The sequence below is a fragment of the Shewanella sp. Isolate7 genome (assembly GCF_022398425.1).
Lineage (GTDB): Bacteria > Pseudomonadota > Gammaproteobacteria > Enterobacterales > Shewanellaceae > Shewanella.
On the sequence record NZ_JAKEVJ010000103.1, the window covers coordinates 1 to 14,596 of the forward strand.

General features: G+C 54.9%; 13 protein-coding genes and 3 pseudogenes. 10 read left to right on the forward strand and 6 right to left on the reverse strand.

The genetic code is table 11. The features are described 5' to 3' along the window. Window positions 1–104: 104 nt before the first annotated feature. From L1D47_RS18800 to L1D47_RS18815, 4 genes are all read left to right on the forward strand, one after another. On the forward strand, window positions 105–725 hold the full coding sequence (locus L1D47_RS18800; RefSeq protein ID WP_239886374.1) for a class I SAM-dependent methyltransferase: 621 nt from the start codon (window positions 105–107) through the stop codon (window positions 723–725). A gap of 130 nt (window positions 726–855) precedes the next feature. Then, complete coding sequence (locus L1D47_RS18805; RefSeq protein ID WP_239886375.1) at window positions 856–2,703, forward strand: DUF294 nucleotidyltransferase-like domain-containing protein; 1,848 nt, start codon at window positions 856–858, stop codon at window positions 2,701–2,703. Between the two features lie 48 nt (window positions 2,704–2,751). Next, window positions 2,752–3,384, forward strand: coding sequence for an exonuclease domain-containing protein (locus L1D47_RS18810; RefSeq protein WP_239886376.1), 633 nt, complete (start codon window positions 2,752–2,754; stop codon window positions 3,382–3,384). Window positions 3,385–3,528: 144 nt separating this feature from the next. Continuing rightward, window positions 3,529–4,116 (forward strand): lecithin retinol acyltransferase family protein, encoded by a 588-nt coding sequence (locus L1D47_RS18815; protein WP_239886377.1) that lies wholly within the window; start codon window positions 3,529–3,531, stop codon window positions 4,114–4,116. 242 nt (window positions 4,117–4,358) lie between these two features. Here the strand turns inward: L1D47_RS18815 and L1D47_RS18820 are convergent, their stop codons facing one another. The 5 genes from L1D47_RS18820 to dapA form a co-directional block, all read right to left on the reverse strand. Continuing rightward, complete coding sequence (locus L1D47_RS18820; RefSeq protein WP_239886378.1) at window positions 4,359–5,426, reverse strand: ketoacyl-ACP synthase III; 1,068 nt, start codon at window positions 5,424–5,426, stop codon at window positions 4,359–4,361. Between the two features lie 99 nt (window positions 5,427–5,525). After that, window positions 5,526–6,197, reverse strand: coding sequence for a GntR family transcriptional regulator (locus L1D47_RS18825; RefSeq protein ID WP_239851183.1), 672 nt, complete (start codon window positions 6,195–6,197; stop codon window positions 5,526–5,528). A 106-nt stretch (window positions 6,198–6,303) separates the two neighbouring features. Next, a complete protein-coding gene (locus L1D47_RS18830) occupies window positions 6,304–7,869 on the reverse strand; it encodes an aldehyde dehydrogenase (NADP(+)) (RefSeq protein ID WP_239886379.1) in 1,566 nt (521 codons plus the stop codon). A 36-nt stretch (window positions 7,870–7,905) separates the two neighbouring features. Further along, window positions 7,906–8,907 (reverse strand): 4-hydroxyproline epimerase, encoded by a 1,002-nt coding sequence (locus L1D47_RS18835; RefSeq protein ID WP_239886380.1) that lies wholly within the window; start codon window positions 8,905–8,907, stop codon window positions 7,906–7,908. 21 nt (window positions 8,908–8,928) lie between these two features. Beyond that, the gene (dapA, locus tag L1D47_RS18840; protein WP_041509510.1) at window positions 8,929–9,843 is read right to left on the reverse strand and encodes a 4-hydroxy-tetrahydrodipicolinate synthase; all 915 of its coding nucleotides are present in this window, start codon (window positions 9,841–9,843) and stop codon (window positions 8,929–8,931) included. Between the two features lie 205 nt (window positions 9,844–10,048). On the opposite strand from dapA, the gene L1D47_RS18845 reads away from it, so the two are divergent. From L1D47_RS18845 to L1D47_RS21210, 6 genes and pseudogenes are all read left to right on the forward strand, one after another. After that, entirely contained in the window at window positions 10,049–11,089 is a 1,041-nt protein-coding gene (locus L1D47_RS18845; RefSeq protein WP_239886381.1) for a proline racemase family protein, read from the forward strand. Window positions 11,090–11,106: 17 nt separating this feature from the next. Then, entirely contained in the window at window positions 11,107–12,399 is a 1,293-nt protein-coding gene (locus tag L1D47_RS18850) for an FAD-dependent oxidoreductase (protein WP_239886384.1), read from the forward strand. A gap of 100 nt (window positions 12,400–12,499) precedes the next feature. After that, entirely contained in the window at window positions 12,500–13,090 is a 591-nt protein-coding gene (locus L1D47_RS18855; RefSeq protein WP_239886382.1) for a uracil-DNA glycosylase family protein, read from the forward strand. A gap of 151 nt (window positions 13,091–13,241) precedes the next feature. Continuing rightward, window positions 13,242–13,421, forward strand: a pseudogene (locus tag L1D47_RS18860) (IS5/IS1182 family transposase); the annotation flags it as partial. A 14-nt stretch (window positions 13,422–13,435) separates the two neighbouring features. Beyond that, a pseudogene (locus tag L1D47_RS21205) lies at window positions 13,436–13,924 on the forward strand (IS5 family transposase); the annotation flags it as partial. 10 nt (window positions 13,925–13,934) lie between these two features. Beyond that, window positions 13,935–14,351, forward strand: a pseudogene (locus tag L1D47_RS21210) (IS5 family transposase); the annotation flags it as partial. A 56-nt stretch (window positions 14,352–14,407) separates the two neighbouring features. On the opposite strand, the gene L1D47_RS18870 reads toward L1D47_RS21210, so the two are convergent. After that, the coding region (locus L1D47_RS18870; RefSeq protein ID WP_239886383.1) for a transposase at window positions 14,408–14,596 on the reverse strand (189 nt) is incomplete at its 5' end.

The following is a 14,596-nucleotide window of genomic DNA, read 5'->3' on the forward strand; positions in this document are numbered from 1 at the left end:
GCGCAGTGCGCTCCCTTTTTTTATTTTATATCTAATTGATTTAGCGAGTGCTTATCTGGCAGTCTCTGTGAAAGGATGATTAACTAAGATGAGCGGGAGTCGGTGTGAGTAACTATCAAATCTCTGTGGCGACATTCAATAAGCTGGCGCGCCAGTATCAGGACAAATATATGCAGATGCCGCTTTATGAGCCCACCTATGATCAGTTTAGCGAGTTACTCGGTGAGCGGGATAGGGTATTGGAGTTGGCATGCGGGCCGGGTAACATCGCCCGCTATCTGTTGGCGCGTCGCCCTCAGCTCGATTACTTAGGCACAGACCTAGCCCCTCAGATGGTGAGTCTGGCAAGGGAGAATAACCCAAGCGCGCAGTTTGAGGTAATGGACTGTATGGCAATCGATCGTTTACCCCAGATGTTTGATGCCATAGTGTGCGGATTTTGCCTGCCTTACCTAGACAAACACGAGACGAAGGCCTTGATCGAGGCGATGGCGAAGCGGCTTAAGCCTGGTGGTCTGCTCTATTTGAGCACCATGGAGGGCGACTATGATGACTCGGCGATGCAGACCTCCAGTAGCGGCGATCAGGCCTTTATCTATTATCACTGCGGCGAGCGACTCACCCGTATCTTAAATACGGCCGGATTTGAGCTGCAAAGCTGCCACCGCCAGGACTATATGGAGCGCGGGGATGTGGATCTCTTTATCATCGCCAGGCGTCGTTAGGTGCCTGGCTGGCCTTTAGTCGTATAGCAAGAGTTTGTTTGTTAAGGCTATAGTGAATAAAACGGCAAAGATCAACAGGCCCTAGGATGAGTCTTGAGGGCGAGACGCCGACCCTAGCTAGAGAGAGATTATGGACGCGAGCGAACTGCAACCTATTACCCAATTTTTAGGCCAGCTGACGCCGTTTGACAGCTTATCCGAGAAGACCTTGGAGCGATGCTGCCGCGCGCTGAGCGTCGGCTACTACAGTCGCTCCTCCGTCTATGTCCCGTTGGATGCCGACAATCCCCAGCTCTATATCGTCCGCAGCGGTGCCTTCGAGGTGCGCGGCGAAGATGGCGATCTCATTGACCGTCTCGGTGACGGCGATTTCTTCGGTTTTCCCTCGCTGCTCTCCGGCGAGATAGTGAGTAACCGGGTGCAGATCCTCGAAGATGGCCTGGTGTATCACCTGGATCCTGAAACCTTTAATCAACTGAGAAGCGAGAGCCGCGAGTTCGACCGCTTCTTCAACCGCGCCTTTGCCAAACGTCTGCGGCATCAGGGGCGCTTCAAGGCCAAGGAACTTGGCTCGACCAACAGGGTCAGCAGCCTGATGTCCAAGCAGCCCCTGTGTCTGGATATCAATGCCAGTGTCAGCGACGCCGCCCGCCTGATGCGGGATAACAGGGTCTCTTCAGTGCTCGTTATCGATAACTATAAGTTGGCCGGAATTTTGACCGACAGAGATCTGCGCAATCGCGTGCTGGCCGAGTCCCTCGATGGTAGCCTGCCTGTGCATCAGGCGATGACGGTCAATCCGACCACCCTGAGTGCCAATGCCCTGGTATTCGAGGCCATGTTATTGATGAGCCAGCATAATATTCATCATCTGCCCATCATGGATGAGGGCAAGCCGAGCGGGGTGATCACCAGCACAGATATCTTGCGCGGGCAGAGCTCGCAGCCCCTGCTGCTGATCGGCGAGATAGAGCGTCAGCAGGATCTCGAGAGCCTTATCCATGTCTCCAAGCAGATCCCGCTCTTGCTGCAAAACCTGATCAGCGCCGACGCCAGGGCCGAAGAGATAGGCCGGGTACTGACCTCAGTTACCGATGCCTTGACCCGGCGCTTTATTGTGCTTAATCAGCAGATCCTCGGTCAGGCCCCCATGCCATTTTGCTGGCTGGCGTTTGGATCTCAGGGGCGCCAGGATCAGGCGGCCTGCTCGGATCAGGACAATGGCCTGTTGCTGGCCCATGAGATGGATGAACATGCCCAGGGCTATTTCGAGGCGCTGACCAAGGCGGTCTGCGCCGGGCTGGATCGCTGCGGTTATGTCTACTGCCCAGGAGACATCATGGCGCAGAACCCTAAGTGGCGGCTTACTCTGGAACAGTGGCAGCAGAAGTTTGCCAACTGGGTCGAGCATCCCGAGCCCAAGGCCTTGATGCATGCCAGTATCTTCTTCGATATGCGCTGCGTCTATGGGCCGTCGAGCCTGTTCGAGGGGCTGCAGTCTCAGGTGCTGGAATCCACCAAGGATAACGACATCTTCCTCGCGGGCATGGCGGGCAACGCATTGCAGGTGTCGCCGCCGCTGGGCTTCTTCAAGAAGTTTGTCCTGGAGCGCGACGGTCAGGAGGTGAAGGGGATAGATCTCAAGCATAAGGGCAGTGCCCTCATCAATGATATCGCCAGAATCTACGCCCTGTCGGCTGGGATCAGTGAGGTCAATACCGCCAAACGCATCCGTCTCTTGATGGAGCAGAACATCATCAATCGCAAAGATGCCCTGAATCTCGCCGACGCGCATGAATTTATCGCCCACATGCGCCTGTCAAACCAGGGCTTTCAATATACCCATAATCAGCCCCTCACTAACTATTTGATGCCACAACAGCTCTCCTCCCTGGTGCGTCATCAGCTGCGCGACGCCTTCAAGGTGGTACATGACGCGCAGGCGGGCTTAAAGCTGAAATTTACCCGGAGCTTCTAGGTGCTAGCAGGCATTAAGATCAGATCACAGCTCTGTTGGCGAGCCCTGATGGTAAAAGATGCCATGCTCAAGGGCTATCTGCAGTCATTGATGCCGGTTATTGATGAGTCTTTCATGGAGGCTGAACTGCTGGCCATCGATCTCGAGATGACGGGGCTCGATGCCAACTTCGATCAGATCTTGAGTATCGGCGTGGTGCCTATTCGTCGGGGGCAGCTTATTCTGAGCGAGGCACAGCACAAGCTGGTGCAGATAGAGGGCAGCGTGGGACAAAGCGCCACCATACATGGCATCTTAGATGCGCATCTGGATGCGGCATTGACGCCCGAGCAAGCGATGGCCTGGTTTCTAACTGTGAGTCAAGGCAAGGTATTGGTGGCCCATCACGCGCCGTTGGATCTCGCCTTCCTACAATCGGGGCTGCAGGCTTCTCTAGGGGAGAAGACGCGCCTGCTTGCCATAGATACCCTGCAGCTTGAGAAGCGGCGCCTGCTCAGACAACACGAGCATCTGCAAGAGGGGAGTCTGCGTCTCGGTCGTAGCCGCGCCCGCTATGGTTTGCCCGTGTATGCGGCCCATAATGCGCTCATCGATGCGCTCGCCTGTGGTGAACTCTTGCTGGCGCAGGTGGCGGCGATGGGCGGTGCCAATAAGGTGAAGATTGCCGAGCTGCTGGCCTAATCTCGTGTGGCAAGAATATACTTGGTTACATTTTGCGCCTTTATCTTTAGCTAGTTTTCGCCATTATCTCAATAGAGACAGTATGTTGGATGTATAGCATTTTAGGCGTCCGACAAGGGGTGAGCTAAGGTTGAGAGGATTATCATGGCGCTTCCTTTACTCTGGCTCGGTGGGGCCGCCCTGGGGGCAGCCTTTATCGCCGATGCCAAGCAGAAACAAAAGCAGTTAACCTTAGACAGGCGACTTGGCCGTGCGCCTAAGGCGGCCGATGATAAGCGGGTGAGTCCGCTATCGCCCAGCATATTGCATCTTGGTGAGGTCAAGGTGGCGCCTAAGCCTGGCGCCCTGGTGTGCTGCTTCGTCTTCGGGGTGATAGAGCATACCGGGATCTGGCTTGGTGATGACACCCTGCTAGAGCTTCACGGCAGCGGGCTTATTCGGCCTGTGTCATCGAGGCGTTTTCTCGCCGGACGCACGGGCAGTCGTATCTTCGTCGCCTGTGACCATCAGCATAGGCCATTAATCGGTGAATCTGTGCTGGCGAGGGCGCAGCAGACCCTCTATCAGTATCGCGACTATGATCTCTTCGATAATAACTGTCACCGTTTCGTCTGGTCGTGTCTCACCGGAGAAGAGCTGAGCATCTCGAGTTTCGACAAGTTTAACCGTCTGCTGTCTCGCCATTTCGCCCAGGCCATCTATTGGGATGAGGCGGCTATTCCTAAGCTTTAAAGAGCTAAGTTTTAAAGGGCTAAGCTTTAACGACCAGAGCTTGATTGAGATGGGTCAGATTAAGAAGCTTGATTACGCCAGCGGGGATTAAGCCTGGGGTGAGTAAGCCAGAAGAGTGAGCCTGGGCTGATTAAGCTAGGGGCAGTGGCAAGGGCCGATTGCGTTAGGCCAATGGAAATTCTTACACCTTTGGACAAAAAAATGCCGACATCATGTCGGCATCTTCTATTTCTGTTTAGCGATTACTCGCCGCAGAAGTATTTTACGGCGCGCTCTACCAGCTCGATACCGGTTTTATCGCAAGGTGGTAACTCGGCATCAGACTCGCTGATTGGCGTGACGCGCTCGCCCCACTTGAACAGCACTGCCGCAGAGGTCAGGCCGGCACCGAAGGCGCAAGACAGTATGGTCTGGTTTGGCTTGATCAGTCCCTTCTCCAGCGCATCGCAGATAGCGATAGGAATCGTGGCCGCAGAGGTGTTGCCGTAGTTGGCGATGTTGACCACAGCCTTTTCTTTCGGGATCTTCATGCGGTTGATCAGGGTATCGATAATGCGCTCGTTCGCCTGATGCGGGATCACCAGATCGACGTCATCCTTATCGACGCCGCACTTCTCCAGCACTGTGTTGCTGAGTTTGCCCATGCCAGCGATGGCACGCTTGAAGATCTCCTGACCGTTGAACTCGATATAGAAATCCAGTGATGCGGCGTTGAATCTGTCCATGGCGGTACCAAAGCCCGCCTTTAGGATATCGCGACCGGCAGGGTCGTTATTGAGCTCATAGCCCAACACGCCGCCAGGCTGATCTGTGGCTTCGACAACCACGGCGCCTGCGCCGTCACCGAAAAGTACGGCAGTTTCACGACGTGACCAGTCTAGGTAGAAGGAGAGACGCTCGGCACCGATCACCAAGACTTTCTTCGACTGACCGCTCTTGATCTGCGAGCTGGCCAGACCCAGGCCGTAGAGAAAACCACTACAGGCGGCGTTGATATCGAACGCGCCGCAGCTGGCACCTATGTTGGCCTGCACGGTAGAGGCGATGTTGGGGATCAGCGTATCTGGGCTGGCGGTGGCCAGAATGATAAGATCTATCTCATCGCCCTTGATGCCGGCAGCGGCCAGTGCGCGCTGGGCGGCGACGGTTGCCAGTTCAGAGGTGTCGACATGACTGATGTGTCGCTGACTGATCCCAGTACGCGGCTTAATCCATTCATCGGAAGTATCGATAAAGGTGGCAAGATCATGGTTGGTAAGCGTTGCGGGGGGAACACATTTTCCCCAGCCGGTAATGGTGGCGTACTGCATCTGAATATTCTCTCAAAAATAAAAAGGCAGAGTACATCAGCTCTGCCTTATCAAACTAATCTAATAAGCCTAGCAATAAGTCAAGCAAGCTACAGTGATTTAGCTCACCTGTTGGGCAACAAGCTCACGTATGGCGTTGGCTGCATGTAATATATGGTCTCTCAGCAGCGTGACGGCCTTGTCGATCTCTTGATTGCGACAATAGGTCAGCAAGTCTCTGTGGTCTTGCGCCGCTCTGGGAATGCCGCCTGCCAGCAGTAGCTGTAGACGAATGTAGCGATCACAGTTGGTATTTAGACCGTGTACCACTTCCATGGTATGAGGACGATTGGCCGCCTGATACAGGCAGGAATGGAACTTGGTATTGAGTTCGCTCCAGCTGCTCACGGCGTCTTCCTGTTGGAAGGCTGCCTCCAGTTCATCCAGGTAACCCTGAGCCTGTGCCAGCATCTCCTCATCGAGGTTCGGGATCGCCTTGGCAAGCAGATCGGTTTCGATAAGGGCTCTTAGCTCAAACAGCTCGGTAACCTGATCGACCGACAATTCGGTGGCGGTAGCGCCCTTGTGGGCTTCAAACTTTACGAGTCCTTCGGCTTCGAGTTGCAGCAGGGCTTCTCTGACCGGGATACGACTGACGTTCAGTGCCTCGGCTAAGGCGCTCTGGCGTAAAGGTTCGCCGGCGGCAATTTCGCCTGAAAGGATTTTCTCTCTTAAGACTTCCACCACGACCTGGGTGCGCGTTTTATGAACGATTGGAGTTGTTCGGCTCATAGTTCCCGTAATGTCTTTTCGTTATTATATGTGATCCGCATAAGATTACCGCTTATAGCACTATAAATAAAGGGAAACCGTGGTTTCCCTTTATTTAATATGCCTGTTAGAAGCGCTTTAGGAGTGTTTGATCGTCTCTTAGTGCGTCGGGCAATAATGCCGCGGGCATGTTCTGATAGCAGATGGGTCGCATCCAGCGGTGAATTGCCATGCTGCCCACCGAGGTGCTGCGGCTATCGGTGCTGGCCGGGTAGGGGCCACCATGGTTCATCGAGTGGCACACCTCGACGCCTGTGGGCATCTGGTTGAAGATGAGCCTACCGACGCGATGGCTGATGGCATCGACCAGGCTATGGACATGGGCCCAGTCGTTGTCGTTACCATGAAGCGTGGCGGTAAGCTGCCCTTCGAGCTGTTCGGCAACGGCCTGCATCTGATGCGCATCCTCACACTCGACCACTAAGGCGAAAGGCCCAAAGACCTCCTGCTGCAGGCTGTCGTCGGCGAGATACACGTCTGCATCAAGCTTAACCGCCGCCGGGCGGGTATGATGGCTGGCCTCGGCCGCCTTGCCTTGAGCGAGTAGGGTAAGCGCTGGGCGAGCCAGTAGCGCCTCCGTCTGCTGCTGGTAGGTCTTAGCGATACCAAGTGTCAACATGGCGCTGGCGCCTTGCTCCGCCAGGGTCTGGCTGAGCCTGTCACAATAGCGGGTTAAGGCCTCGCCCTTGATGGCGACTATCACCCCAGGGCTGGTGCAGAACTGGCCGTGACCCATCATCATAGATTGTACCTGGGTCTCGGCAAGTGTCTCGGCTTGAGCCTCGAGTATGCCGGGAAGCAGAAACTGTGGGTTGGTGGAGCCTAGCTCGCCGTAGAAGGGGATAGGCTCTGGGCGCGCGGCGCAGCGATCGGCCAGGATACGACCAACCTTAAGCGAGCCGGTAAAGCCGACCGCCTTAATCGCTGGCGCATCAACCAGAAGGGTTGAGACCTCAGGCGTATGGCCCTGCAGCAGGCCAAATACCCCGGCGGGCATGTCACAGGCCTTAATGGCCTTGTCTATCGCCTGGGTCACCAGCTCGGTGGTGGCGGGATGTGCTGGGTGACCCTTGACGATCACCGGACAACCGGCGGCCAGGGCCGAGGCGGTATCGCCTCCTGCGGTAGAAAACGCCAGCGGGAAGTTTGACGCGCCGAAGACGGCTACCGGCCCCAGGGCGACCCGCCCAAGTCGGGTATCGGCCTTTGGCAATGGCTGACGTTCGGGCTGTGCCATGTCGGCAATCGATTGCTCAATAGGATTAAGCAGGTTCTGGGCAAACAGGCGCAGCTGGCCGCAGGTGCGCCCGGTTTCCCCCTGCAGTCTGGCCAGCGGCAGGCCGGTCTCAAGGTGAGCCGCCTCGATAATCGCCTCACGATCGGCCTCTATATTGTCGGCGATTGCATTGAGAAAGGCTGCGCGGTCGCTATCACTCTTGTTACGATAGCTATTAAAGGCCTGCTTAGCCGCCTGTGTGGCCTGCTCGACCTGCTGCTTACTCGCGCAGGCAAATGACCAATCGATAGGGCTATTGCTGACGGGGTTAAAGCTATTAAAGGCGTTGGCTTCGCCCTGCCACTCGCCATTAATGTAATGTTGGCCGGTTAATCTGTTGCTGATGCTTGATGTCATTTCTCTTGTCCTTGCTATTGTGCTTATTGCTGGCCTTTAGATCACCTGAAAGCCGAAGGCGTAGGGGTCGTCATCGTCGACCGTGATGGCATTGTGGCCCGTGATCCGCGCCCACCCCTTGATGCTGGGCTTGATGGCATCGAATTGGCCTACCTTGGTGGCGGCCTCGATGCGACCGACAAACTGGCTGCCGATGATGCTCTCGTGGGTGTATTCATCGCCGACCTTTAACTCGCCGCGGCTGTAGAGCTGTGCCAGGCGCGCGCTGGTGCCAGTGCCACATGGCGAGCGGTCAATCGCCTTGTCGCCATAGAAGACGGCATTGGCGCCATTGGAGCCCTGGCTGATGGTATCGCCGGTCCAGAGTACATGGGAGACGCCGTTGACCGTGGGATCGTCCGGGTGGATACAGCTAAGTTCCTTGTGGGCAATCTCGCGTACGATAGGGCTCCAGCGCAGGATGTCACCGGCGCCCCAGTGGCGCAGGCCGGGAAAATTAGCCTGGGGGTCGACGATGGCGTAATAGTTACCGCCGTAGGAGACATCTATCTTGAGTGGGCCGAGGCCGGGAATGTCGAGCACCACATCCTTGTGCGCCAGATAGGCGGGCACGTTAAATATCTTGACCCAATCGACCTTGGCACCTGTCTGCTGATACTCGACCCGTATCTGACCGGCGGGGACGTCTATGGTGAGTTTCCCTGGGGTTTTGGGGGTTAACAGGCCCGATTCCAACGCCGCCGTGATGGTGCCTATGGTGCCGTGGCCACACATGGGCAGACAGCCGCTGGTTTCGATAAACAAGATGGCCGCATCGGCGTTGTCGCTACAGGGGGGATAGAGGAAGGCGCCAGACATCATGTCGTGGCCCCTAGGCTCAAACATCAGCGCCTTGCGGATCCAGTCATATTGCGCCAGAAAATGCTGGCGCTTTTCGCTCATAGTGCGACCCTCGAGATCCGGATGGCCACTGGTGACCAAACGGACCGGGTTGCCGCAGGTATGAGCATCGACGCAAAAGAAGGTACCTTTTAACATCTATGCCATACTCCCCTGAAATTAGTTGAGGTTATATTTGTCGAGATCCAGGCGTGTCGCCAATGCCTCGGCCATCACCTTTTCCACATAGGCACGCTCTTCACCAATTAAGGTCATGCGAGGCAGGCGCACATTTTCGCTGCCGCGGCCGACGATCTGCTCGGCAAACTTGATGCACTGTACCAGCGTCGGAATCGTGTCCAGGCGAAGCAGTGGCATGAACCAGCGATAGATCTCACGGGCTTCTTCGATACGGCCGGCGCGGGCCAGTTTAAACAGGGTAACAGATTCTCTCGGGAAGACGTTGGTCAGGCCAGAGATCCAACCCGTGGCGCCCAACAAAATGCTCTCCAGGGCGATATCGTCAACGCCGCAAAGAATATTGAAACGATCGCCGAAGCGGCTCTGTAGTTCGGTGAGGCGGCGGGTATCTGTGGTCGATTCCTTGATGGCGACTATGTTTGGCTCTTCGGCCAGAATGGCTGTCATTTCAAGGTTGATGTCGACGCCATAACCCACAGGATTGTTGTAGATCATGATAGGCAACTTGGTCGAGCGCGCCACATGTTGGTAGTGGGCGATCACCTCGCGGTCTGTGCCGCGGTAGATCATGGCGGGAAGTAGCATCAAGCCGTCGACGCCAAGCGCCTCGACATCTTGGGCATAGCTGGCTGCCTGCTGCGCCGTGTTCTCGGTGCAGCCAGACAGCACCAGAATACGGCCATTGACCGTCTCTACAGTGTGCTTGATAAATTCACGCTTCTCTTCGGCAGACAGGGAGGCATTTTCACCTATGGTGCCCAGGGCAATTACCCCGTCGATACCGTCACGAATGAGGTCTTCCAGCATTCTCGCGTTCGACTCATAGTTAATCGAACCGTCGTCATTAAATTGGGTAGAAATTGCTGGGAATACACCTTGCCAGTTTACTTTCATGTTCAGACCTCTATAGATATTGCCGTGCAACGCGCGCGGCTAAAAAAGTGATATCAAGTTTTGGCGTTTACCAAAAAACTATAGTATATTGTATACAATTTTGAGGGGAAGAAAAGCCCCTTGGTGAGATTGCCGCTATTTATGTTTTTATCTCTCACCGGTAAATACTATATATTGCATACAAACAATAACAAAGGAAGTCTCAATGCGCCTATTAGATTTAAGTCCTAGCTTTCTGGAATCTTGTACCCGATTTAAGACCCTCGACGCCCACACCGAAGGCGAGCCGCTGCGTATCTTGCTGGAGGGCTATCCCGAGATTCCTGGCGACACTATCTTGGCCAAGCGTCGCTACCTCACGGCGCATCTGGATCATTATCGTAAACTCTTGATGCACGAACCCAGGGGGCACGCCGACATGTATGGCGCCATCATTACCGCGCCCATTACTCCAGGTGCCGATTTCGGCGTGTTGTTTCTGCATAACGAAGGCTATAGCAGCATGTGTGGTCATGGCATCTTGGCGTTAGTCACGGTCGCGGTGGAGACGGGCACCTTAGCGCTGGGCGATACGCCAAGGGAGATAAAGATAGATGCGCCGGCCGGGCTTATTCATGCCTGGGCCTGTCGCGATGGCGCGGGCGAGCTCAAGGTGAGCTTTCGTAATGTGCCCTCCTGGGCCGAGGCGCTCGGTTGTAGCGTAATCGTCGATGGCATAGGAGAGGTGGGCTACGACATCGGCTTTGGCGGCGCCTACTACGCCTATGTCGATGCCGATGCCTTGGGACTAAGCTGCGCACCAGATAATGTGGCGCAGCTTATCGACTGGGGGCGGCGCATCAAGCATGCCGTGATGGTGCAGCATCCTTTGGTGCATCCCTTGGAGGAAGATTTGGGTTTCCTTTACGGTACGATCTTTACCTCGAATGAAACCACCTCGACAGATGCGCATTCACGCCACGTGTGCGTCTTTGCCGATGGCGAGGTGGATCGCTCGCCCACAGGCACTGGGGTGGCCGGTCGTATCGCCTTGCTGCAGGCCAAAGGAGAAGTGGGCCTGGGCGATCGCTTAAAAATTGAGAGTATCGTCGATGGCGCCATGTCGGTGACGGCGCTGGACTTGGTTGATTTTCATGGTAAATCTTCGGTGATCCCTGAGGTGAGTGGACGCGCCTTTATCACAGGACGTCATGAGTTTATGCTAGATCCTAAGGATAAGTTTCAGCAGGGGTTTATGCTCAGATGACCAGCCAATCATTTCAAATGCCCGCGAAAGATTGCGATGGGGTATCGCGAGATGGCGTCGTCAACGAGGGCGTAGATGTCAGCGTGATAGGCGCAGGTGTTATAGGTCTTGCCAACGCTATCGCCCTGCAAAAGGCAGGCTTTAATGTGCGCCTTATCGATAAACAAGGTGTCGCCGCAGGCGCCTCATTTGGCAACGCGGGCCATTTCGCCACCGAACAGGTCTTTCCGCTGGCCGATCCGGCCATGCTGCCAAAGTTGCCCGGCATGTTGCTGGATCCTCTTGGGCCATTTCGTATTCAGCCGCGTTATTTTTTCAAGGCCTTGCCCTGGTTCATGCGTTTTCTAATTAATATGCTGCCCGCCAGGCGCGCCTATAACTCGGCGGCCATCAAGGCGTTGAACCAGGTCAGCATAGGGGCCTGGCAGCAGCTGGTGGACGAGTGTGGTTGCCCGGAACTGCTCAAGTTGGCGGGGAGCCTGTTGGTGTTTGAGCAGACGCCATTGAGTCAAGTTGAGCGGGTGTACCAAGGCTATCGTGATGCCGGGGTGGCGGTTAAGCTACTCAGCGGTGACGAGGTGAGGGCCCTGGAGCCTGAGCTTAGCGCTGAGATCACTCATGGCCTGTGGTTTACCGAGGTTGGACATACACCGGATCCCGCACTGCTTTGTGAGCGCCTGGCCGCGCGCTTCATCGCGCTTGGCGGTCTGTTAGTCATCGGAGAGGTGCAGGATGTAGCGCTCACCGATAAGGGAGTCCGACTGGCTACTGCGGCCGGCAAGACTTTATCCAGCGATAAGCTGCTACTCAGCGCCGGCGCCTGGTCTAACCCCCTGGCTCGTCAGCTTGGCTTTAAGGTACCGCTGGAAACCGAGCGCGGCTATCATTTGATGATGCCCCAGCAGAGCCGTTTACAGCGCCCGGTGGCGTCGTTCGAGCGTAAGTTCATCATCACGCCCATGCGCCGGGGAACCTGTTTAGCCGGTACAGTCGAGTTTGGTGGGCTCAAGGCGCCCCTGGTCGATGCCAGGGCCGATTGTTTGCTGCCCCATGCCAAGGCGCTGCTGCCCTATGTGTTGGCGGGAGCGGAAATTGCCCAAGGTGAGCGCTGGATGGGCTTTAGACCATCCTTGCCCGATTCTCTACCCGTGCTGGGCGCCTCGCCCAAGAGTAACAGGGTATTCTTTGCCTTTGGCCACCAACATTTGGGCCTAACTTGGGCCGCCTTTAGCGCATCGCTCGTTGCCAACACGATAAAAGGGGAGCGCTCCGGCGTGGATATGACCCCTTATCGTATCGATAGATTTTAAGTGGCAGATGTTGGGTGTAAAAGGCAGCGTCTAGCGAAAGAGTCGCCCGGCTAGGGTATTCGGCCTTATACTGAGCAGGTGAATGTGAGTCGGAGCCGGAATGGAAACCTTAGATCAACTGCTTAAACGTATTGCCCGTTGTCAGATCTGCCAGCCGCACCTTAGCCACAAGGTGCGGCCTGTCTTGCAGGCGGCATTGGACGCCAGGGTGCTGATTGTCGGTCAGGCGCCGGGCACCAGGGCAGCAGCCAGCGGGCTTCCTTTCGACGATGCCAGCGGTGACAGGCTCAGGGACTGGCTCGGCGTGAGCCGGGCGCAGTTTTACGATCCTAAGCTATTTGCCATCGTTCCTATGGGGTTTTGTTATCCGGGTAAGGGTAGTTCAGGGGATCTGCCGCCCAGGGCCGAATGCGCGCCAGCATGGCGTGAGCAATTGTTGGCGCACCTTAGGGATATTCGCCTCACCTTGGTGATAGGCCAATATGCCCAGGCCTATCATTTTGGCAAAGGCAGTGGCGGCGTAACCGCCTGCGTACAAGGCTGGCAGCACCATGGCGCTGACATCATGCCACTGCCTCATCCCAGCCCGCGCAATAACCTCTGGCTTAGGCGTAACCCCTGGTTCGAAGAAGAGTTACTGCCGGTACTCAAGGCGCGGGTAGCCGGCGCTATCTCAACTGAGACGCGGTAAACATTTAAGCGACGTGCCTATTAGCGACGTGCCTATTAGCGACATGCTTACTGGCGACGTGCTTTATTAGTAACCTGCCTATTAGGGAAGATGCGAATAAGTCCCTGATGTGAGATCATAGCTACATAGTAAATCACAGCCATTACCGCCCATGAGCCAACAGTTAACTTTTGCCGATAGTGAGTTTTCCAGCAAGCGCCGCCAGACCCGTAAAGAGATTTTCTTATCTCGGATGGACAACCTATTACCATGGACTCAACTGCTGGAAGTGATTGAGCCCTTTTATCCAAAAGCGGGCAATGGTCGTCGTCCCTATCCACTGGAAACGATCAGCCATTACCGCCCATGAGCCAACAGTTAACTTTTGCCGATAGTGAGTTTTCCAGCAAGCGCCGCCAGACCCGTAAAGAGATTTTCTTATCTCGGATGGACAACCTATTACCATGGACTCAACTGCTGGAAGTGATTGAGCCCTTTTATCCAAAAGCGGGCAATGGTCGTCGTCCCTATCCACTGGAAACGATGTTCCGCATTCACTGTATGCAGCAATGGTACAGTCTGAGTGATGAGGCGATGGAAGATGCGCTTTACGAGATTGMTTCGATGCGTCAGTTTGCACAACTGTCACTGGATAAAGCCATTCCTGACCGCACTACCATTATGAATTTCCGGCACTTGCTGGAAAAACACAAACTCACTCGTAAGTTATTCCAAACGGTCAATCAATGGCTGTCGGATTGCGGTGTGATGATGACGCAAGGAACATTGGTAGATGCCACGATTATTCAAGCACCCAGCTCCACTAAAAATAAAAAGAATGAACGTGACCCGGACCACTCGTAAGTTATTCCAAACGGTCAATCAATGGCTGTCGGATTGCGGTGTGATGATGACGCAAGGAACATTGGTAGATGCCACGATTATTCAAGCACCCAGCTCCACTAAAAATAAAAAGAATGAACGTGACCCGGACATGCATCAGACTAAAAAAGGCAATGAATGGCACTTCGGTATGAAAGCTCACATTGGCGTGGATGCAAAGAGTGGCCTCACCCATACGCTGGTGACAACCGCCGCCAATGAACATGACTTGAACCAGTTGAAAAATCTGTTGCATGGCGACGAGGAATTCATCTCTGGYGATGCTGGTTATCAAGGCGCAGAAAAACGCRAAGAGCTAGAAGATACTAATGTGGAATGGCTGATAGCAGAGCGTCCCGGCAAAGTTCGGGCGCTGAAGAAGCATCCCCGCAAGAATAAAGAATCCACCTTCATAGAAGGTGGCTTTGATTGGCCCCCTATAAGGGGGCTTATTTATTAATCAACGTTCAATTGTAATTGACGCTCGGCCTCTTCCTTCTCTTGTCTGTCTTGATGCCGCACGTATCGCCTAATTATTTCCTCATTCGCTCCTACCGAATCCACAAAGTAACCACGTTGCCAGAAATGATTACCCCACAACTTCTTCTTTCTTAAATATGGATACTTCGCGAATAATCTAATCGC